This window comes from Burkholderia sp. Bmkn7 (assembly GCF_041103175.1).
GTDB lineage: Bacteria > Pseudomonadota > Gammaproteobacteria > Burkholderiales > Burkholderiaceae > Burkholderia > Burkholderia cepacia.
The window spans coordinates 1,763,020-1,782,969 of the sequence record NZ_JBGCUH010000002.1; the positions used below are offsets into that span (position 1 = coordinate 1,763,020).

The following is a 19,950-nucleotide window of genomic DNA, read 5'->3' on the forward strand; positions in this document are numbered from 1 at the left end:
GGATCTGAACGATCAGTCGGCGAGCGGCTGCGGCGCACGGCGCCGCTGCCAGTTTCTTTCACTGAAATGCAGATAGAGCAGGCCGGGCAGGCCGAGCGCGAGTTCGCGCGCGCGCTTCGCGAGCGACAGCGCGAGCGCCGCGTCGGGCGGCAGTCCGACCAGCGGCGCGAGCAGCAGGTAGCCGCCTTCCTGCGCGCCGAGCGAGCCCGGGATCGCGAAGGCCGCGCCACGAATGGCCTGGCCGACGCTCTCGAGCAGCAGCGCGTCGAGCCAGCTCACCGGGTGCCCGAGGAAGTGCAGCGCGAGCCACACTTCCGCGGTGCCGACGATCCAGCCGACGAGACTCAGTGCGAACGTCTTTGCGACCTTCGCACGATCGCGGTACAGCGCGCCGACCGCGTCGTCGATCGCGTCGGCGCGGGTCGCCAGCGACGACCAGTCGCGCGGGCCGAGCAGCTTCGACGCGAGGCGCAGGCCGCGGCCGAACAGCCCGCGCCGCTGCGCGACGTAGAACAGCGCGGCGAGGGCGCCGAGCACGCCGGTCGCGATCAACGCGGGCGTGCGCAGGTGCGCGACCGATTCGTGCGTGGCGTACAGGCTGAACGCGGCGATGCCGATCAGCGCGAACGCCATTTGCGAGAGCGCCTGCATCGTCGTGCTGACGGTGACGGCGGCCGCCGCGTCGGCCATCCGCGTGCCGCGTTGCGCGAGGTGGCGCACCATCAGCACGGGGCCGCCGATCTGCCCGGCGGGCAGCAGGCTGTTCACCGATTCGCCGACCCAGCGCGCGCGCAGCGCATTGCCGAGTTCGGCGCCGGGCTGGCCGTGGCGGAACATCACGGAGATCGCCATCGCGTCGATCACGAGCGGCACGACGTGGAACGCCGCGACGAGCGCGAGCCCCCAGCCGGCCGCGAGGAACGTGGACGCGACCGCGCCGACGCCCTGCCAGGCCAGGAGCGCGACGAAGAGTGCGGTCCCGAGGGACAGCAGAATCAGGCCGGCGCGTGTCATGACCCGGTCGGGCGTCGCGTCGCCAGTTGCTTGAACACCTGGCGGAAGCCGAAATACGCGATCGCGTCCTTCATGTTCGAGATGAAGCGCTTCCACGGGCGCATGCCGGGGTTCGTCACGTATTCGAAGGTGAGCGACACGCGCATCTCGTTCTGGCCCAGCGGCGTGATGCGGTGGCGCAGCTTGTCGCCGTCGAACAGCACGATGCCGCCGTCGGCGATCTGGACGGAGCCCGGTTCGTCGGCCACATCCGGATTGCGCGTGTGCAGTTCGTAGTCGAGACGGCACGACGATTCGTCGATCACGCCGATCAGCAGCGTATAGCGGCGGCCGTCGTAGTACGACGTGTCGTAGTGCCAGCCGATGTGGTCGCCGGGCTTCGTGTAGTAATACAGCGCATACGCGTGCGGATCGTCGTCCGGCGACAGCATCAGCTTGTCGCCCGTGACCTTCTCCAGGAAGGAGATGAGTGCCTTCGAGCGATACAGCTCGGCGATGTACGGCGCCTGCTCGTCGATCGTATGGCGGCTGACGCTGCCGCCCTGCTTGTGGCCGGGCAGGTAATTGCGGTTCAGGCCGGCCTGCATCGCGCGGGCGGCCGCCGCGAGCTTCGCGTGCGCGTCGGCCGGCAGGAAGGCGTCGAGGTACAGGAACGAGCCCTGGCGCGTGTAGTCGCCGCGCAGGCGGTCGAGGTCGAGCGAACCGACGCAGTCGGCCACGGTGCGATCGGGATCGGCGGCGGCCGCGCGCGCAGGCGCGGGGCGTGCCGGGCTCAGCACGGAGTCGTCGCGCGTGCTAGGAGTCATTTGGAAGCCTGGATTTCAGTTGGATTCTGCGCGACGTTGCCGCGCCGGACGATGCGCCACCAGTCGATCACGACCCATGCGGCGAAGAGCGGGGCGCCGATCGACGCCGCGAGCAGGAACGGCTCGACGCCGTCGAAGAGCGTCACGAGCGGCAGCAGGTACAGCACGTCTTCGGTTTCGAAGCCGCCGGCGAACGCCTGCTTGGTGCCGGCCTTGCCGGCGATCGATTCGATCCGCATGCGCAGGAAGAAGATCAGCGCGACGGCGGCGCCGGCCACCGCGCCGAGCAGCACCGGCGACGCGGCCATCTGGCCGCCCTGGGCGACGATGCCGAGGCCCATGCTGACGAACAGCGCGATCGTGACGAGCGCGTCCGCCGCGAGGTCGTAAAAATGACCGATCTTGCTGGATTTCCCGCTGATGCGGGCGAGCTCACCGTCGGTGTGGTCGACGAAGTTCGACAGCACGATCAGGAACGCGCCTGCGTTGCTCCAGCCGAAGCCGCCGTGCGCGAGGCACCAGGCGCCGGCGAGGCCGATCAGCAGACGAACGGTGGTGAGGTGATTCGGGGTGACGGGCGTGTCGACGAGCGGTCGGACAAGCGAGCGCGCGAGCCGCGCATCCCAGGTGCGTGGCAGGGGCGGTTCGGAACGTGTGGCGGTTTTTCTTTGGTCCATCGGCGAAATATATACGGAATTGTAATTTGTTGCTTTTTATTCGATCAATGTCCTGACATGAGCGAGTGTTACCGCGTCTTGCGACGATCGGCCGACCGAAAAACGCGTGCGCGAAAGGGCGGCCGAACGGGGCTGCGGGATCCGTATTCCAGTGTGGTTCGCATGGCGTGCCTGTCAAGGACGGACGGGCCTCGGAGGCCGGTGCGGCGGTGTTTTTCGCGCATCCCGGCGGGGGATGCGCGGCGCGTGCGGGCTTGACGTGCGTCAGTCCGGCACAACCGGCATCAGGTGACAATTGGCCGCGCCGGATACGGCATCGACCATTGCCGATCGACAGGCGATGAATCGCAGTGGAAATCCGTCGATTGACGTGTGCGGATTGGTGATCGTCGACCGGTCGTTATGTCCGATGCTTTCGTGCACCTTTCATGTGCATTCGAATTGAACGGGGCGCCTGTCACAGAACGGCCGTTCGATACGCGGCAAATCCGGCAACGATCTTTTTCATACGGTGGACATTTCGCGGCGACCGCCTCTGAGATACTCCGACCATGCCTGTGGTGCCGGCCGCCCGTCGCGGCCACAAGGGCTTCATGTCGCTCAGGAGACACCCCCAGCGACGTCAACGACAGACCAGAGCATCAGAAATCCAGCCATGTCTTCATCACGCATCCTCGCTCCCGCCCTGCGTTCGCTCGTCCGCACCGCCGACGAAGCCGCCGCGCTGATCCGTCCCGGCATGACCGTCGCCATGAGCGGCTTCACGGGGTCGGGCTATCCGAAGGCCGTTCCGGCCGCGCTCGCCGCCCACATCGACGCGGCCCACGCGCGCGGCGAGGACTTCCGGATCAACGTGCTGACGGGCGCGTCGACCGCACCGGAACTCGACGGCGCGCTTGCCCGCACCAACGGCATCTCGATGCGCCTGCCGTACCAGTCCGACCCGACGCTGCGCGACAAGATCAACGGCGGCGAAGTCGACTACCAGGACGTCCACCTGAGCCACGTCGCGCAATACGCATGGTTCGGGCTGTACGGCGATCTCGATGTCGCGATCGTCGAAGTCGCGGGCATCCGCGAGGACGGCCTGCTGATTCCGTCCGCCTCGATCGGCAACAACAAGACGTGGCTCGAACGCGCGAAGCACGTGATCCTCGAAGTCAACTCGCGCCAGCCGCTCGGCCTCGACGGGATGCACGACGTCTATTACGGCACCGCGCTGCCGCCGCACCGCAAGCCGATTCCGCTGACGAAGAGCGACGACCGGATCGGCGAGCCGTATCTGCGCTGCCCGGCCGAGAAGATCGTCGCGATCGTCGAGACCGACGCACCGGATCGCAGCAACGCGTTCTCCGCGCCGGACGCGACGTCGAAGCAGATCGCGCACCAGCTGATCGATTTCCTGCGCCACGAAGTGAAGCGCGGCCGCCTGCCGGAAAACCTGCTGCCGCTGCAGTCGGGCGTCGGCAACATCACGAACGCGGTGCTCGCAGAGCTCAGCTCGGCCGGCTTCTCGAACCTGACCGCGTACACCGAGGTGATCCAGGACGGCATGCTCGACCTGCTCCAGGACGGTACGCTGAGCTTCGCGTCGGCCACCGCGCTGTCGCTGAGCCCGGCCGCCGTGCAGCGCTTCGCCGACGAAATCGCGACGTTCCGCGAGAAGATCGTGCTGCGCCCGCAGGAGATCAGCAACCATCCGGAACTCGTGCGCCGTCTCGGCTGCATCGCGATGAACGGGATGATCGAGGCCGACATCTACGGCAACGTGAACTCGACGCACGTGATGGGCACGAAGATCCAGAACGGCATCGGCGGCTCGGGCGACTTCGCGCGCAACGGCTACCTGTCGTGCTTCATGTCGGCGAGTACCGCGAAGGGCGGCGCGATCTCGCGGATCGTGCCGATGGCGAGCCACGTCGACCATACCGAGCACGACGTCGCGGTGGTCGTCACCGAGCAGGGCCTCGCCGACCTGCGCGGCCTGTCGCCGAAGCAGCGTGCACGCAAGGTCATCGCGACCTGCGCGCATCCCGACTACCGGCCGATGCTCGAGGATTACTTCGAGCGTGCGTCGCGCGAGAGCTTCGGCAAGCACACGCCGCACCTGCTCGCCGAGGCGCTGTCTTGGCACGAGCGTTACGTGCGTACCGGGACGATGAAGGCCTGACGGTTCGGCCTGCGACGGGCGCGCGCCCGTCGCATCGTCAATCCATCGCCGCGTGCGCGATCTCCACGTTCGCCGTTTTCTGCGGCGGGCGGATCAGCAGCAACAGCGGAATCATCAGCAGCGTCGCGACGAACATCAGCTTGAAGTCGTTCAGGTAGGCGATCATCGAAGCCTGCTGGTTGATCGTGCGGTCGAGCAGCGCGATGTCGAGACGGCTGCCGGCCATCGCCTGCACGGCCGGGTTGAACGGCGTGATCTGCGCGGCGAGATCGGCGTGCGACACCTGCGTGTTGCGCGTCATCAGCGTCTGCACGATCGAGATGCCGATACTGCTGCCGATGTTGCGCATCAGGCTGTAGGTGGCCGTGCCGTCCGCACGCAGGTCGGGCGGCAACGTCGAGAACGACAGCGCGCTGAGCGGCACGAACACGAGCCCCAGCCCGAAGCCCTGCACCACGCCCGGCCACACGATGTCCGCTTCGGACAGCACGACCGTGTACTGCATCATCTGCCATAGCGCGAGCGCGGAAATCGACAGCCCCGCGAGCAGCAGCATCCGCGCATCCACGTATTTCAGCAGCCTGCCGACGAACAGCATCGCGATCATCGTGCCGGCGCCGCTCGGCGCGGTGACGAGGCCCGTCGTCGCGACCGGGTAGCCCATCAGGTTCTGCAGCATCGGCGGCAGCAGCGCGCGCGTCGCGTACAGCACCGCGCCGACCACGAAGATGAACAGCGTGCCCGTCGCGAAGTTCGGGTCGCGCAGCAGTTCCGACTTGAAGAACGACGCCTTGCCGACGGTCGCGGTATGCACGAGGAAGAACGCGAAGCTGAGCGCCGCGACGATCGCCTCGATGCGGATCTCGTACGAGCCGAACCAGTCGAGCTGTTCGCCGCGGTCGAGCATCGCCTGGAACGCGCCGATCGCGAGCGCCAGCGTCGCGAAGCCGAACGCGTCGAATTTCACGTGCGGGCGCGGCGCGCGGGCGGGCAGGAAGGTCATCACGCCGGCCAGCGCAAATGCGCCGATCGGCACGTTGATGAAGAACACCCAGCGCCAGTTGTAGCTGTCGGTGAGCCAGCCGCCGAGCGTCGGGCCGAGGATCGGGCCGACCATCACGCCCATCCCCCAGATCGCCATCGCCTGGCCTTGCTTCTCGCGCGGGTTGATGTCGAGCAGGATCGACTGCGACAGCGGCACCAGCGCGGCGCCGAACACGCCCTGCAGCAGGCGGGCGCCGACGATCTGCACGAGTGTCTCGGACAGCCCGCACAGCGCGGATGCGACCGTGAAGCCCGCGATCGACACGATCAGCAGCCGCTTCACGCTGAGCCGGTCGGACAGCCAGCCGGTGAGCGGTGTCGCGATCGCCGCCGCGACGATGTAGGAGGTCAGCACCCACGTGATCTCGTCCTGCGACGCGGACAGCGTGCCTTGCATGTGCGGCAGCGCGACGTTCGCGATCGTGCTGTCGAGGGTCTGGATCAGCGTGGCGAGCATGATCGACAGGGTCAGCATCGGCCGGTTCAGGGCGGGCGAGGCGGGGGCGTCGGCGGCGGGGTTCAAGCGGGTGTCTCCGTGGGGCGGTCGCCGTGGGCGGCGATCCGGTATCGCTGGAATTATAAGCACGCTTATTATAGATCCGCTTATCGCCGGGCCGCGAGCGATGGGCGGCTGTCGGCTTGACCCTATAATCCCCGCATGGACAAGACCTACGAGAACCGGATCGGCTACCTGATTTCCGACGTGGCCCGCCTGAACGGGCGCCTGTTCGACCGGCGCGCGAAGCGCATCGGGCTGACGCGCGCGCAAAGCCGCGTGATCGCATACCTGACGTGGAAGGGGGAGATGAATCAGGCGCGGCTCGCCGAATGGCTCGAGATCGCGCCGATCTCGCTGACCCGGTTGCTCGACCGGATGGAAAGTTATGGCTGGATCGAGCGCGTCGCGAACGACGACGATCGCCGTGCATTCGTGATCCGGCTGACCGACAAGTCGCGCGAGATCTTTCCGCAGATGCTCGAGGTGGGTGACACCGTCGTCGACGACGGTTTGCGCGGCTTCACGCCCGACGAGCGCGATACGCTGGTGCGGCTGCTCGGGCGCGTGCGCCACAACCTGATCGACTGCGGCGGGGAGTGATGGGTGGCGTCATCCGGGCCGGCCGGATGCACGCTTTGACCGCAACGGGAAGACCGGGTGGCCGTGCGCAAGCGTGCCACGTTGGCCCGTATGACGGCATGGGCGTGGACATTGCCTCGCCGTTGCGCGGCGGCCCGACGCGGCCATCGCTCGGCTCGCGCGGGACAAAGCGCCCGGCACACTTCGACGAAGCGCTTGTGCGGGCGTCGACGTCGGCTCCGTGGAGCCGACGCTACCCGTCACGGCTTCGGCAAGACGGCGTGCTCAACGGGGCAGTGCTGCCAGCGTGAACGCCGCCAGGTAAAGTCCCACGCCGTACGACAGATGCGCGATGACACTGCGCCGGCGCGCGACGCCCGGGTGCGGCGTGCGTGACGCCGCGATGCCGAGGCCGAACGCGGGCTGCATCACGAAGAACGGCGCGACCACGCTGGCGAGGCCGGCGACGAGCGCGGGGAGCGGTGTCGGAGTGCCGATCCATGCGGTGCCCGCGATCGCGACGGGCAGCGCCGCGAACGCGATGCCGATCGCGTAATGCGCGATCCAGCCGAGCGTGCGTTCACCCGGCACGGGCGGCGCGGCGGCGATCGACGCGTGCCGGAACCGGCCTTGCGTCATGTGACCGATCCAGCGGCCGACCAGCGCATGGTCGAGCGACGGAATGCCGAATGCACGCCGGCGAAACAGCGCCCACAGATCCATCACGAGCGTGGCGCCCGTGCCGATCGGCAACAGGTTGAGCACGACGTCGGGCAGGCTCATCGCGGACCACCGGCGCGGAGGGTGACGGCCGCGCGGCGCAGCGGGATACAGCGTGGTTTCGGCGGTTTCATGGCAGTCAGGGCTTGTCTTTGTGGAGTCGAGCGCCTATCTTGCAACTTCAAGTTCACTTGAGGTCAAGCATGAGTCGGCTGGACATTGCGGATGTGGCGCGGCGCTCGGGATTGCCCGCGTCGACGCTGCGCTACTACGAGGAAAAGGGGCTGATCGTCCCGATCGGCCGCCACGGGCTGCGGCGGCAATACGACGAGTCGGTGCTGGAGCGGCTGGCCCTGATCGCGCTGGGCCGCGAGGCCGGTTTTTCGCTCGACGACATCCTCGCGATGGTGGACACGGACGGCCTGCCTGCGATCGATCGCGCGAAGCTCGACAGCAAGGCCGACGAACTCGACCGCACGATCCGCCGTCTCGGCGCCGTGCGCGATGCGCTGCGGCACGCGGCCGTGTGCCCGGCGGCGAACCATCTCGAATGCCCGTCGTTCCAGAAGCTGCTGCGCATTGCCGCGCATCGCAATCCGGCGCGTCGCGCGAAGGCGGACGGCGCATAGGTGTAGCGCGCCCTCGCGATGTGCGGGTGGTATCAGCAGTCCGGCGGCAGGGTGGCGGCGCCGCCATTCCCGGCCGGAATTCGAAAACGAAAGCAGGAACAACGGGGTTGACGCGTGTCGTTATTGCTTGCGCCATTGCTGGTGCTTTATGTGCTTCCGGCCGCATATGCGGCATCGAAGGTCGGGCCGCACTACGGGTTTCTCGCGGGGTGCGCGACGATGGCGGCCGTGCTGGCGGCGCAGACTGCCCTGCTGACATGGGGAAGTGCCTGGGTGAAGCGACGGCGCGGGGGCACCGGGCAGCCCGAGACGACCGCGCAGGCCGTACCGGCCGACAGTCCCGACGACGAACCGGCTGACGACGCCGAAGACGCCGGCGATGCGCCCGACGTACCGCTTCGATACGGCGAGCATGCACGATTCAAGCAAGTGCTTCCGATGGCTGGCAACACGCGGCCCGACGTCGCGCGCTATTTCTACGACAACGCGAAGCGGACGATCGAATCGTATGTGGACGTCGAGACGGGGCACGGCGATTCGGGCGCGTCGATGGTGTCGATGGCTGAACTTGCCGTCGAGGATCGCGTGCCGGCCGCGCCACCTGACCAAACGCTGACCGTGTTCGTGTCGAACGACGGCGCATGGTCGGGGTTCCGCGTGGGCGACGACAGCTTCCGCTTCCGTCACGGCGCGATCACGAGATTGCGCCTCACGCGGGTGATACCGATACGCTGGAAGGGCGGCTACACGGTGACGTTGTGGTTCGACGTGCCGAACCGGAAAAGCGGCGCCGATTACGTGTCGTATTCGACCTGGTTCGATCTCGAGGTGGAATATTCCGGTCGCCGCACACGCGCGCTCACTCATGCCTGTCGCGAGATCGCGTCCGTGCTCGGCGTGGCGTTCGACGTCGACGAAACCTCCGACGACTGACTGACTCAGCCCGCGTAGTACACGCGGCATTCCTGCTCGCGCCCGCGCACGATGCGCTTGCCGACGAGCGAGCCGACCGTTTCGGTGAAGACGGTGCGCTGGTGTTCGCGCTGCCCGGCGTCGTAGAAATAGAGCGAGACCCAGTCGGTCGGGCGGGAGGCCTCCGGCGTGCGCATCGCGGCAAGCAGGCACAGCGCCGTGAAATGCCAGCCGCCCTTGGTCATGTGCATCACGGGCGACGGCACGTAACCGTCCACGTTCAGGCGCCGGTGCGCGAGCGTCGGCAACACGCCGGCGGCGGCCTTGTTGCGGTACAGGCGGTCGATGTAGAGCAGCAGTTCGACAGGAGGCTCGGTGCCGGGGCCGGCGTCCTGCACGTGGCCCTGCCAGCGCCGGCGGCGGCTCAGCACGTCGTCGAGCGCGGTGCGGATGCCGGCTGCGCGCCGCGGGCCGACGCCCGAGATCGTTTCGAGCTGGCCGTTGCGGGCCGCGCGTTCGAGCTCCTCGAGCGTATCGATGTGAAGCAGGTCGTGAATGCGTAACGCGAGCGCGTGGCCGATACCCGGTACCGCTTCGAATGCGGAGGTGCGTACGGCGTCGCCGCACAGCCGGTCGAGCTGCCGCCAGCGCCCGGTCACCAGCAGCTCGGCAATCGCCTGGGCGACGCCCGTGCCGATCTCGGGCAACGTACCGAGCGCATCGACGCCGCCGGACTCGAACAGCGTGCGGATGTCGAGGTCGAGCGCTTCGACCGTCCCGGCCGACGCGCGGTACGCGGCGACCCGGTAAGGATTCGCACCCTGGTCAGCCAGCCGTTGCGCCGCCTCGCGCAGGCAGGCCGCGATATGCCGGTTTTCCTCGTACGTTTGGCTGGCGCTCGTCTGCATCGCGAGGGACCCGGGGAAGCACAAACGGAATGGACACGGCGAACGATGCGCCGGTCGGCGTTTCATCATTGTCGCGACACGCGTTGAAGAAAACTTGACGCACGTCAATAGCAAACGTAGCACAGGTGCGAGGCGCACGGTCGTGCCGATCGGGGCACGACCGTGCGTCGCGCGATGCGGTCACGCGTCGAGAAACGACTGCGCGTTCTCGGCCTCGGCAGCCGTGCGCAACGCGGCGAGCGCCCGTTTCTCGATCTGGCGCACGCGTTCGCGCGACATGCCGGCATCGTGCGCGATCGCATCGTAGGTATCGGGCTCGGCGCCGCCGAGGCCGAACCGCCGGCGCAGCACGTCGGCCTCGGCCGGCGTGACCGACCGGAGCAGCGACCGCACACACTCGCGCATGCGCGTGTCGGCCAGTTGCTCGAACGGGCTGGCCGACGCCTGGTCCTCGATCAGCTCCACGAGGCCGGTGTCCGCGTCGGGCAGCGGCGCATCGAGCGACACGGGCTCGGCAGGCAGCGCGAGCACCGCGCGCAGCTTGTCCTCGTCGAGGCCGGTTTCGGCCGCGAGTTCGGCCGGCGTCGCCCGGCGCCCCGTGCGCTGGTGAAAACGCAGTGCATGCCGTCGCACACGCTGGTACTGGTCGCCCACGTGCACGGGCACGCGGATCGTGCGAGCGCGATCCGCGACCGCGCGCGCGATCGCCTGGCGGATCCACCAGGTCGCATAGGTCGAGAACTTGAAGCCGCGGCGGTATTCGAATTTCTCGATCGCGCGCATCAGGCCGAGGCTGCCGTCCTGCACGAGATCGGGCAGGTCGACGCCGCGGTTCATGTACTTGCGCGCGATCGACAGCACGAGCCGCAGGTTCGCCTCGAGCATCGCGCGCGTGGCGTCGCGCACTTTCTGCTGGCCGTCGGCGAGCGCTGCGGCGAGTGCCCGCCGCGCGACCGCGTCGAAGCAGGCGGCTTCGCCTGCTTCGGTGCCGTGCGGCGCGGACGCGAGCGTGCCCACGACGCGGCTCGCGTCGTCGACCGCCGGTGCGAGCCACGCGATCGAGCCGAGCAGGGCCGCCATGCGGTTACGCGCGTCGCGGTATTCGTCCGAACGGACGCCATGCGCGTGCAACGCGCCGCGCAGGGCCGCGACGGCCGCCTGCAGTGCGTCGTAGCTGGCCGGCGCGGGCGTGTCGGGGGCGTCGCCGTCGCTGTCGGAAGACCCGGCGCCGCCGGTCGTCGCCGTCGCGCGGTGACGCGCAAGCAGCGAGTCGACCGCCGCCGGATAGCCGGCGATCGCATGCAGGATCTGGTGACGGCCCGTCTCGAGTTCGCGGGCAAGCACGATTTCGCCTTCGCGCGTGAGCAGCGGCACCGCCTGCATGCGCCGCATGTAGAGCGCGAGCGGGTCGGTCGACGCGCTCGTGCCGCGTGCGAGGTCGCCGAGCATCGCGCGGCCTTCGTCGAGCGCATCGCGATCGACGTCGACCGGCGACGAACCGGCGAACGGCGCAGGCGCGGCCGGCTCGTCGAGCACGGCGATGCCGATGTCGGCGAGTGCGGCGCGCACGACGTCGAGCGCGTCGGGGCTGTCGCTTTCGGGCGGCAGCGCGTCGACGAGGTCGGCGTGGGTCAGATAACCCTGTTCGCCGGCGAGCGCCAGCAACTGGATGATCGGATCGAGCGGCGTGTCCGCCCGGGGAGTGGGGCGTGGCGTAGTCATGTCGATGGCGGCGTGAGCCGCGCTCCTGTCTGGGCGGGCCGAAGTCCGCCGGTTTCGGGCCGCCGGTTGCTCGCGAACCCCGTCCGCGCCGGCCAGCCTGACATCGTTCAAGTTGAGGGCATTTGCGCGAACTTCAACGCGAGCGCGGCAGACTCGCCAGCACGCGGCGTGCCTGCGCGCGCATAGGGTGCCGGAAACAAACAGTAACCGATCATACCGGGCGGAAATCTGCAGGGGACGTAAGCTAGAGTCAGGCGCGCAGCCTGGCTGCGCAGCGCAGATTCCGCCGGAGCAAGAAATGACCCCGATTCCTGCCGCGAGGTGTGCGGTATTCGCGTTGACCACGCTGGCCCTCGGCGGCTGTTATTACACGAGTCCGTACGGTTATGCGCCGTATTACGCGCCGGCGCCAGCCACGCTGACGCAGCGCGAGATACCCGTCACGCCGGCTGCACCGGGTACCGCCGCACCGAGCCAGGGCTCGACGGCGGTCGCGCCGCCCGTGGCCGACCCGGCTCCCGTCTACGTCGCGCCGGCCTATCCGCCGCCGTATCCCTATCCGTATCCGTATCCGTACTATGCCCCCGCGTATTACCCGGGCTGGTACGGCTGGGGAGCGCCGGCGATCTCGGTCGGCTTCTGGGGCGGCTGGGGCGGTGGCCACTGGCGCGGACGCGGCGGGGACTGGCATCGTCCGTGGGGCGGCGGCCACTGGGGTGGCGGCTGGGGCGGGCATCGGCACTGACCGGCGCGCGGCGGCACCGCGCGGGAGAGCATCATGAGGAATACGATTGTCCGAAGTCTGTACGTCGTCCTGCTCGGCCTCGCGGCCGCGCCGGGCGTCGCCGATGCGCAGAGCAGCGCCTACACGAACTCGCCGGCCGAACTGTTTGCGGGGCCGGCGCCCGACTATCCGGTGGTGGCGCAGATTCCGCCCGATACGGCGCTGGACGTCTTCGGCTGCCTGAGCGACTACTCGTGGTGCGACGTCGCGCTGCCGGGCGTGCGCGGCTGGATCGATGCGCAGTTGCTCGAGTATCCGTACCAGGGCAGCTACGTGCCGTTGCTCGAATACGGCGCGATCATCGGGGTTCCGGTGACGGGGTTCGCGATCGCCGCGTACTGGGATCGTTATTACCGGCACCGTCCGTGGTATCACGACCGCGATCGCTGGGCGCATCGTCCGGAACCGCGGCTCGGCCCCGGAGGCATGCCGCCGGGACAAGGCCGTCCGCAACCGGGCGGGCCGATGCAGGTTGCACCGGGCGGCCCGCCGCCCGTGCACGACGCGCGGCCGTCGGCTGCACGCGGCGGCTGGAACGGCGCAATCCGCACACCGCCGCCGGCAGCACCGGCGCCTTCACCGATGCCGGGCGGGGCGGGCAACGCGCGTCCGGCCAGCCCGCCGCCGGCCGTGCTGCGCCCGCCGCCGGCGCCGGGTGGCGACGCGCGTCCGATGCCGCCGGCGGTGCACCAGGGAGGCGACGCGCGTCCGATGCCGCCGCCGGTGCGTCAGGGAGGCGGGGGCGGCGGCGGTTATGCGCGGCCGCAAGGTGGTGGAAACGGTGGCGGTAACCACGGTGGTGGCGGAGGCGGTGGCCCCGAGGATTTCCGTCACTAATGTCGCCGGCGCCGGGGATTCCCGGGCGCCGGACGAAAAAAAGCCGCTCCGGAGAGCGGCTTCCACAGCGGCGCGGGCGGATTGTCCTGCCCCCAGCCCGACCGGCTGCGCGTGGCCGGCAGCCGGCGGTGCTGCTCGCGTCAGTCGTCGAGCAACGACAGGTCGCGCACGGCACCCTTGTCGGCGGACATGACCAGCTTCGCGTAGGCCTTCAGCGCGGCGGACACCTTGCGCGGACGCGGCTGCGCAGGCTTCCAGCCCTTCGCGTTCTGCTCTTCGCGGCGGCGCGCCAGCTCTTCGTCGGACACGAGCACGTTGATCGTGCGGTTCGGGATGTCGATGCGGATCTTGTCGCCGTCGCGCACGAGGCCGATCGCGCCGCCCGCCGCGGCTTCCGGCGAGCAATGGCCGATCGACAGGCCCGACGTGCCGCCCGAGAAACGGCCGTCCGTCAGCAGCGCGCATGCCTTGCCGAGCCCCTTCGACTTGATGTAGCTGGTCGGGTAGAGCATCTCCTGCATGCCGGGGCCGCCTTTCGGGCCTTCGTAGCGGACGATCACGATATCGCCGGCCTTGACCTTGTCGTTGAGGATGTTCTCGACCGCTTCATCCTGCGATTCGGTCACGTGAGCCGAGCCTTCGAACACGTGGATGCTCTCGTCGACGCCGGCCGTCTTCACCACGCAACCGTCGAGCGCGATGTTGCCCGTCAGCACGGCGAGGCCGCCTTCCTTCGAGAACGCATGCTCGTACGAGCGGATGCAGCCTTCCGCGCGGTCGAGGTCGAGGCTCGGCCAGCGCGTGTCCTGGCTGAACGCGACCTGCGTCGGGATGCCGGCCGGGCCGGCCAGGTAGAACGTGCGGACCGCATCGTCCTGCGTGCGGACGATGTCCCACTGGTCGAGCGCATCCTTCAGCGACGGCGCGTGCACGGTCGGCACGTCGGTGTGCAGCTTGCCGGCGCGGTCGAGCTCGCCCAGGATCGCCATGATGCCGCCTGCGCGGTGCACGTCCTCAATGTGGTACTTGTTCGTGTTCGGCGCGACCTTGCACAGCTGCGGCACGACGCGCGACAGGCGGTCGATGTCCTTCATCGTGAAGTCGATGCCGGCTTCCTGCGCGATCGCCAGCAGATGCAGGATCGTGTTGGTCGAACCGCCCATCGCGATGTCGAGCGTCATGGCGTTCTCGAACGCCTTGAAACCCACCGAGCGCGGCAGCACGCGTTCGTCGTCCTGCTCGTAGTGCTGGCGGGTGAGCTCGACGATCCGGCGGCCGGCGCGCTTGAACAGCTGCTCGCGATCGGCGTGCGTGGCCACCACCGTGCCGTTGCCGGGCAGCGACAGGCCGAGCGCTTCGGTCAGGCAGTTCATCGAGTTCGCGGTGAACATGCCCGAGCACGAACCGCAGGTCGGGCAGGCCGAGCGTTCGACTTCGGCGACGTCGGCGTCCGAATACGACGGGTCGGCCGCGATCACCATCGCGTCGACGAGGTCGAGCTTCTTCAGTTCGACGGTCTTGGTGACCGGGTTCGCGAGGCGCGTCTTGCCGGCTTCCATCGGGCCGCCCGACACGAAGATCACCGGGATGTTCAGGCGCATCGCGGCCATCAGCATCCCCGGCGTGATCTTGTCGCAGTTCGAGATGCAGACCATCGCGTCCGCGCAGTGCGCGTTCACCATGTATTCGACCGAATCCGCGATGATGTCGCGGCTCGGCAGCGAATACAGCATGCCGTCATGGCCCATTGCGATGCCGTCGTCGACCGCGATCGTGTTGAATTCCTTCGCGACGCCGCCGGCAGCCTCGATCTCCCGCGCGACGAGCTGGCCGAGATCCTTCAGGTGCACGTGCCCGGGCACGAACTGGGTGAACGAGTTGACGACCGCGATGATCGGCTTCGAGAAATCGTCGTCTTTCATGCCGGTGGCGCGCCAGAGCGAGCGCGCACCCGCCATGTTGCGGCCGGCGGTGGAAGTTTTGGAACGGTAAGTGGGCATTGTCGTTGCTGAAGAAATATCGCGGGAAAAGGGTGGAGGCACGGGGAATAAGGGCCTCTCTCGCGCCCGTGCGAACAACCTCTTGAGCTGCGCCCTGGGCAAACCCGGCGATTATCCCACAGCCGCCGCGGGCGTGGCGCCCGCGGGGCCGGCAACCGGCGCCGCAGGCATGCCCGGCGCAAAACGTGCCGAAGGCCGCGGAACGGCCGCGCGACCGGGCGGGGAGGTGCCGGGCCGCGCATCGATCGGTGATCGCCGCGCGATTCGGCCCCGTGCGCGGGCGATCAGTCGAGCAGCGTCAGGATCTCGTCGTACAGCGCCTTCGGAATCCGCACGCCGTTCGCGATGCTGCGCGCGCGGGCGTCGAAGCGCCGTTGCGACGGCAGCCGCGCGCCCTGCGCGACGATCGATTCGAACATCCGCTCGCCGCGCGCGAGCCCCGTGTCGAGATCGTCGCCGAGGAACACCTTCGGGTCGAAGGCGATCACGAGTTCGCCATGGCACGGCGTCGCGCCGACGCCTTCGTCGAAGTCCATCGACTCGCGGCTCGTCATGTCGCCGATCAGCGCGCCGCCGAGCAACTCGACCATCGCCGCGAGCGCCGACCCCTTGTGACCGCCGAACGTGCGCATCGCGCCCTGCAGCGCGGCTTTCGGATCGGTGGTCGGCCGGCCATCGGCGTCGATCGCCCATTCCGGGGGGATCGCCTTGCCTTGCTTCGCATGCAGCTCGATGTCCCCGCGTGCGATCGCGCTCGTCGCGAAGTCGAACACGAACGGCACGCCGCCCGGGCGCGGCCACGCGAACGCGATCGGGTTCGTGCCGAACACGGGCTCCCTGCCGCCTTCCGGCGCGACCCAGCTATGGCTCGGATTCATCGCGATGCCGACCAGCCCCTCGGCCGCGATCGCCTCGACTTCCGGCCACAGCGCGGAGAAGTGGTAGCAATGGTTGATCGTCATCGCGGCGATGCCGTGCTGTTTCGCCATCTCGACGAGCACGGGCAGGCCCGTTTCGAAGCTCAGCAGCGAGAAGCCGCGATGCGCGTCGACCGCGACGATCGACGACGACAGCCGGCGCAGCGTCGGCACGGCTTGCGGATCGACCTTGCCCTTCTTCAACGAACGCACGCAGACGAGCAGCCGGTACACGCCGTGCGAATGGCATTCGTCGCGCTGGCCTTGCGTGATCACGTGGGCGATGGCCCGGGCATGGGCGTCGGACATGCCGTGGTGCGTCAGCACGCGCAGCGCGAGCGCGTGGACTTCATCGAGCGACAGGACGACTTCGGCGGTTTGCTCAGACATGGTTCACCTCGCGCGGCGCGGGCACGCCGTCGATGCGTTGCGGCACGTTCAGCGGATTGCCGTTGCGGATCGCGTCCGGCAGCAACGCATCCGGCAGGTCCTGATACGACACGGGGCGCAGGAAGCGCTCGATCGCACGCGCGCCGACGGACGTCGTGCGCGTGTCGGACGTCGCCGGGAACGGGCCGCCGTGCACCATCGCATGGCCGACCTCGACGCCCGTGCCGAAGCCGTTGACGAGAATGCGGCCGGCCTTGCGCTCGAGCGTCGGGCGCAGCGCGGCGAACAGCGCTGCGTCGCCATCGGCGAGATGCGCGGCGATCGTCAGCTGGCCTTCGAGCGACTTCAGCACGCGATGCAGCGTGTCGGCGTCCGGGCATCGCACGATCAGCGAAGCGGGGCCGAACACTTCTTCGCGTAGTTCGGGGCGTGCGATGAACGCGTCGGCCGAGGTCGCGAACAGTGCCGCGCGGGCCTGGTAGCGACCGCCCTCGACGCCTTCCGCCAGTAGTTCGACCGCATCGTGCCCGCGCAGCGCCGCGACGCCTTGCGCGTAGCTCGCGTGGATGTGCAGTGTCAGCATCGTTTGCGCGGCTGCCGCGCGCACGGCATCGGCCGCCGCAGCTTCGAACGCGCGCAGCGCGGGCCCGTCGACCGCGAGCACGAGGCCCGGATTCGTGCAGAACTGGCCGGCGCCGAGCGTGAGCGATGCGACGAACTGCGGCGCGATCGTGTCGTGGCGCGCGTCGAGCGCGGCGGGAAACAGCAGCACGGGATTGATCGAGCTCATTTCCGCGTAGACGGGAATCGGCTCGGGGCGCGCGGCCGCGATGTGCATCAGCGCGACGCCGCCGCGGCGCGAGCCGGTGAAACCGACGGCCTTGATGCGCGGATCGGCGACGAGCGCCTGGCCGATCTCGCGCGATGCGTCGAACAGCAGCGAGAACACGCCGGCCGGCATCCCGCATTCGCGCGCGGCCTGCTGGATCGCGCGGCCGACGAGTTCCGACGTGCCGGGGTGCGCCGAATGCGCCTTGACGATCACCGGGCAGCCGGCCGCGAGCGCCGACGCCGTATCGCCCCCGGCGACCGAGAACGCGAGCGGGAAATTCGACGCGCCGAACACGGCGACGGGCCCGACCGCGACGTTGCGCAGGCGCAGGTCGACGCGCGGCAGCGGCTTGCGCTCGGGGCGTGCCGGATCGATCCGCGCGTCGAGAAAGCCGCCGTCGCGCACGAGCGACGCGAACAGCGCGAGCTGGCCGACCGTGCGGCCGCGCTCGCCTTCGATGCGCGCGCGCGGCAGGCCCGTTTCGACGACGCAGCGCTCGATCAGGTCGTCGCCGAGCGCCATGATGTGGCGGCCGATCGCGTCGAGAAACGCGGCCCGTGCTTCGAGCGACGTTTCGCGATAGATGTCGAACGCGTCGTCGGCGAGCGCGCAGGCCGTCTCCAGGTCGTGCAGGCTCGCGCCGCCGAAGGCGGGCTCGAGCCGTTCGCCGGTGGCGGCGGCGATCGCGTGGAGGGTGCCGTTCTGTCCGGCGACGGCGGACTGGCCGATCAGGAGCTGACCTGTGAGTTGCATGGTTTTCCTCGGAAAAAAACAGGGGCCGGGCGTGGGGCGCCCGGCCGAAGGGATCATGGGAAACGGCGTGGGCGCGTCAGTCCTCGTCGTCGTCGAGCTGCAGCTTGTCGGAACGGACGCCGGTATTCGCCCCCCAGTAGTAGATGAAGAGCGCGACGGCCGCGACGACGACCGTGTCGTACGGATGGGCGAGCCGGCCCGTGCCGCCGAAGCCGCCGAGATACGACAGCACGATCATCGCGGCATAAAACGCGATCAGCCACGCGGACGAGCGCACCTGCTCGGCGAGGCTCAGGTGCGCGGTCGGCACCCAGCGGCGGCACGCGAGATAGATGACGAACATCACGATCTGCAGGCCGAGCAGCCAGGACACCGTGCTCCAGCCCGACCAGTAGACGATCAGCGCGGCGATCACGAACGATGCGGGGCCGGTGATGCCGAACGCGCTCGCGCGGAACGGCCGCGGCAGGTCGGGCGCGGTGCGGCGCAGTGCGGCAACCGAGACCGGCGCAACCGCATAACTCAGCACCAGCGCGGCGGACACGATGTTGATCAGCGCTTCCCACGACGGAAACGGCATCGTCCAGAAGATCGCGAGGCCGAACGTGAGCCACAGGCCCGCGCGCGGGATGCCCGACGCTTCGTCGACGCGCGTGAACACCTTGAAGAAGGTGCCCGTCTTCGCCCAGCCGTAGACGACGCGCGGCGTCGCGTTCATGTAGATGTTGCCGCAGCCGCTCGGCGAGATCATCGCGTCGGCGACGACCATCACCGCGAGCCAGCCGACGCCGAGTGCCAGCGCGATGTCGCGGTACGGCAGCGTGAACGCCTTGCTGATGTCGTGCCAGCCGCCGGCGAGCATCGCGGTGGGGATGCTGCCGATGAACGCGAGCTGCAGCAGCACGTAGATCAGCGTCGACAGCAGGATCGACAGGATCAGCGCGATCGGGATCGTGCGCTGCGGATTGCGCACCTCGCTCGCGACGGACACGATCGGCGTGAGCCCGAGGTACGCGAAGATGATGCCGCCGGCGGACACGGCCATCTCGATGCCCGGCATGCCGAACGGCGCGAAGCCGTGCACGGTCAGGTTCGCGGGCTTGAAGAACGTGAACAGCACGCCGATCACCGCGAGCGGCACGATGAACTTGAAGACGCTGATGATGTTGTTCGCCTTCGCGAACGTCTTCACGCTCGAATAGTTCAGGTAAAAGAAGAAGCACAGCAGCGCGGCCTGCACGAGCCAGCCGAGCGTGGTCGGGTCGCTCGATCCTTCGACCGTCAGGCCCGGAAACCACGCGGCCGCGTACTGGCGCGCGGCGACGACCTCGATCGCGATCAGGCTCGAAAAGGCGATCAACGTGATGAAGCCCATCAGGTAGCCGAGCAGCGGGCCGTGCGAGAACACCGGGTAGCGGACCACGCCGCCCGCGCGCGGCAGCGCGGCGCCGAGTTCACAGTAGACGATGCCGAGCAGCAGCACCGCGAAGCCGCCGAGCAGCCACGAGAAGATGCCGGCCGGGCCCGCGATCGTCGAGACGTGACTCGCGGCGAACAGCCACCCCGAACCGAAAATGGCGCCGAGACCGATGAACGTGAGATCGGTCAGCGACAGCTGTTTCTTGAACTTGCCGTGACCCGCGTCGGGGTGCGCGGAACGGGAAAGCGGGACAGACGGGTGTGCGTTGCCTTGGCCTGGCATGGGCTTGTCTCCTGGGGGAATGGCGGTGCAGGCGTCGAATGCGCCGCGCTCCGAC

17 protein-coding genes are annotated in these 19,950 nt (G+C 68.8%); 6 read left to right on the forward strand and 11 right to left on the reverse strand.

Annotated elements, in window-relative coordinates; translation table 11 throughout:
• Positions 1-12: 12 nt before the first annotated feature.
• From AB3K92_RS13865 to AB3K92_RS13875, 3 genes are read right to left on the reverse strand one after another with little or no spacing between them, the layout of a single operon-like run.
• Positions 13-1,014, reverse strand: a complete 1,002-nt coding sequence (locus AB3K92_RS13865) for a TIGR00374 family protein (protein WP_021162082.1) — start codon at positions 1,012-1,014, stop codon at positions 13-15.
• Positions 1,011-1,820 (reverse strand): 2OG-Fe(II) oxygenase, encoded by an 810-nt coding sequence (locus AB3K92_RS13870; protein WP_059485097.1) that lies wholly within the window; start codon positions 1,818-1,820, stop codon positions 1,011-1,013. The genes AB3K92_RS13865 and AB3K92_RS13870 overlap by 4 nt, the downstream gene beginning before the upstream one ends.
• Complete coding sequence (locus tag AB3K92_RS13875) at positions 1,817-2,497, reverse strand: CDP-alcohol phosphatidyltransferase family protein (protein ID WP_021162080.1); 681 nt, start codon at positions 2,495-2,497, stop codon at positions 1,817-1,819. Before AB3K92_RS13875 ends, AB3K92_RS13870 begins: the two co-directional genes overlap by 4 nt.
• Before the next feature lie 655 nt (positions 2,498-3,152).
• Between AB3K92_RS13875 and AB3K92_RS13880 the strand changes: the two genes are divergently transcribed.
• Positions 3,153-4,667: an acetyl-CoA hydrolase/transferase family protein gene (locus AB3K92_RS13880; RefSeq protein WP_021162078.1), complete on the forward strand. Its 1,515-nt coding sequence runs from the start codon at positions 3,153-3,155 to the stop codon at positions 4,665-4,667.
• A 37-nt stretch (positions 4,668-4,704) separates the two neighbouring features.
• On the opposite strand, the gene AB3K92_RS13885 is transcribed toward AB3K92_RS13880, so the two are convergent.
• A complete protein-coding gene (locus AB3K92_RS13885; protein ID WP_369465269.1) occupies positions 4,705-6,234 on the reverse strand; it encodes a DHA2 family efflux MFS transporter permease subunit in 1,530 nt (509 codons plus the stop codon).
• Positions 6,235-6,369: 135 nt separating this feature from the next.
• Here AB3K92_RS13885 and AB3K92_RS13890 point away from each other — a divergent pair, with 135 nt between their 5' ends.
• Complete coding sequence (locus tag AB3K92_RS13890) at positions 6,370-6,810, forward strand: MarR family winged helix-turn-helix transcriptional regulator (RefSeq protein ID WP_021162076.1); 441 nt, start codon at positions 6,370-6,372, stop codon at positions 6,808-6,810.
• 264 nt (positions 6,811-7,074) lie between these two features.
• Here the strand turns inward: AB3K92_RS13890 and AB3K92_RS13895 are convergent, their stop codons facing one another.
• Positions 7,075-7,572 carry a DUF2938 domain-containing protein gene (locus tag AB3K92_RS13895; protein WP_059677091.1) on the reverse strand — a complete coding sequence of 166 codons (498 nt, stop codon included), beginning with the start codon at positions 7,570-7,572 and terminating at the stop codon, positions 7,075-7,077.
• A 140-nt stretch (positions 7,573-7,712) separates the two neighbouring features.
• Between AB3K92_RS13895 and AB3K92_RS13900 the strand changes: the two genes are divergently transcribed.
• On the forward strand, positions 7,713-8,138 hold the full coding sequence (locus tag AB3K92_RS13900; protein WP_021162074.1) for a helix-turn-helix domain-containing protein: 426 nt from the start codon (positions 7,713-7,715) through the stop codon (positions 8,136-8,138).
• 114 nt (positions 8,139-8,252) lie between these two features.
• Positions 8,253-9,071, forward strand: a complete 819-nt coding sequence (locus AB3K92_RS13905; protein WP_369465270.1) for a hypothetical protein — start codon at positions 8,253-8,255, stop codon at positions 9,069-9,071.
• A 5-nt stretch (positions 9,072-9,076) separates the two neighbouring features.
• On the opposite strand, the gene AB3K92_RS13910 is transcribed toward AB3K92_RS13905, so the two are convergent.
• Both AB3K92_RS13910 and AB3K92_RS13915 read right to left on the reverse strand, forming a co-directional pair.
• Positions 9,077-9,958 (reverse strand): helix-hairpin-helix domain-containing protein, encoded by an 882-nt coding sequence (locus AB3K92_RS13910; protein WP_021162072.1) that lies wholly within the window; start codon positions 9,956-9,958, stop codon positions 9,077-9,079.
• Positions 9,959-10,138: 180 nt separating this feature from the next.
• The gene (locus tag AB3K92_RS13915) at positions 10,139-11,680 is read right to left on the reverse strand and encodes a sigma-70 family RNA polymerase sigma factor (protein WP_369465271.1); all 1,542 of its coding nucleotides are present in this window, start codon (positions 11,678-11,680) and stop codon (positions 10,139-10,141) included.
• Positions 11,681-11,978: 298 nt separating this feature from the next.
• Here AB3K92_RS13915 and AB3K92_RS13920 point away from each other — a divergent pair, with 298 nt between their 5' ends.
• Positions 11,979-12,425: a hypothetical protein gene (locus tag AB3K92_RS13920; protein WP_060219561.1), complete on the forward strand. Its 447-nt coding sequence runs from the start codon at positions 11,979-11,981 to the stop codon at positions 12,423-12,425.
• 33 nt (positions 12,426-12,458) lie between these two features.
• Positions 12,459-13,301, forward strand: coding sequence for a peptide-binding protein (locus tag AB3K92_RS13925; protein WP_192389096.1), 843 nt, complete (start codon positions 12,459-12,461; stop codon positions 13,299-13,301).
• A gap of 140 nt (positions 13,302-13,441) precedes the next feature.
• Here AB3K92_RS13925 and ilvD read toward each other — a convergent pair whose 3' ends face one another.
• From ilvD to AB3K92_RS13945, 4 genes are all read right to left on the reverse strand, one after another.
• Positions 13,442-15,301, reverse strand: coding sequence for a dihydroxy-acid dehydratase (gene ilvD / locus AB3K92_RS13930; protein WP_042972837.1), 1,860 nt, complete (start codon positions 15,299-15,301; stop codon positions 13,442-13,444).
• Positions 15,302-15,585: 284 nt separating this feature from the next.
• Positions 15,586-16,608: an Ldh family oxidoreductase gene (locus AB3K92_RS13935; protein ID WP_060231794.1), complete on the reverse strand. Its 1,023-nt coding sequence runs from the start codon at positions 16,606-16,608 to the stop codon at positions 15,586-15,588.
• Positions 16,601-18,193: an aldehyde dehydrogenase (NADP(+)) gene (locus AB3K92_RS13940; protein ID WP_369465272.1), complete on the reverse strand. Its 1,593-nt coding sequence runs from the start codon at positions 18,191-18,193 to the stop codon at positions 16,601-16,603. The genes AB3K92_RS13935 and AB3K92_RS13940 overlap by 8 nt, the downstream gene beginning before the upstream one ends.
• A gap of 76 nt (positions 18,194-18,269) precedes the next feature.
• Entirely contained in the window at positions 18,270-19,895 is a 1,626-nt protein-coding gene (locus AB3K92_RS13945) for an APC family permease (RefSeq protein WP_369465273.1), read from the reverse strand.
• Positions 19,896-19,950 lie beyond the last annotated feature (55 nt).

Coding starts and splice junctions, on each gene's coding strand:
- AB3K92_RS13910 (WP_021162072.1), bottom strand. CDS start 9,958: ATGCAGACGAGCGCCAGCCAAACGTACGAGGAAAACCGGCATATCGCG.
- AB3K92_RS13900 (WP_021162074.1), top strand. CDS start 7,713: ATGAGTCGGCTGGACATTGCGGATGTGGCGCGGCGCTCGGGATTGCCC.
- AB3K92_RS13875 (WP_021162080.1), bottom strand. CDS start 2,497: ATGGACCAAAGAAAAACCGCCACACGTTCCGAACCGCCCCTGCCACGC.
- AB3K92_RS13945 (WP_369465273.1), bottom strand. CDS start 19,895: ATGCCAGGCCAAGGCAACGCACACCCGTCTGTCCCGCTTTCCCGTTCC.
- AB3K92_RS13890 (WP_021162076.1), top strand. CDS start 6,370: ATGGACAAGACCTACGAGAACCGGATCGGCTACCTGATTTCCGACGTG.
- AB3K92_RS13925 (WP_192389096.1), top strand. CDS start 12,459: ATGAGGAATACGATTGTCCGAAGTCTGTACGTCGTCCTGCTCGGCCTC.
- AB3K92_RS13895 (WP_059677091.1), bottom strand. CDS start 7,572: ATGAGCCTGCCCGACGTCGTGCTCAACCTGTTGCCGATCGGCACGGGC.
- ilvD (WP_042972837.1), bottom strand. CDS start 15,301: ATGCCCACTTACCGTTCCAAAACTTCCACCGCCGGCCGCAACATGGCG.
- AB3K92_RS13880 (WP_021162078.1), top strand. CDS start 3,153: ATGTCTTCATCACGCATCCTCGCTCCCGCCCTGCGTTCGCTCGTCCGC.
- AB3K92_RS13940 (WP_369465272.1), bottom strand. CDS start 18,193: ATGCAACTCACAGGTCAGCTCCTGATCGGCCAGTCCGCCGTCGCCGGA.
- AB3K92_RS13870 (WP_059485097.1), bottom strand. CDS start 1,820: ATGACTCCTAGCACGCGCGACGACTCCGTGCTGAGCCCGGCACGCCCC.
- AB3K92_RS13915 (WP_369465271.1), bottom strand. CDS start 11,680: ATGACTACGCCACGCCCCACTCCCCGGGCGGACACGCCGCTCGATCCG.
- AB3K92_RS13865 (WP_021162082.1), bottom strand. CDS start 1,014: ATGACACGCGCCGGCCTGATTCTGCTGTCCCTCGGGACCGCACTCTTC.
- AB3K92_RS13920 (WP_060219561.1), top strand. CDS start 11,979: ATGACCCCGATTCCTGCCGCGAGGTGTGCGGTATTCGCGTTGACCACG.
- AB3K92_RS13935 (WP_060231794.1), bottom strand. CDS start 16,608: ATGTCTGAGCAAACCGCCGAAGTCGTCCTGTCGCTCGATGAAGTCCAC.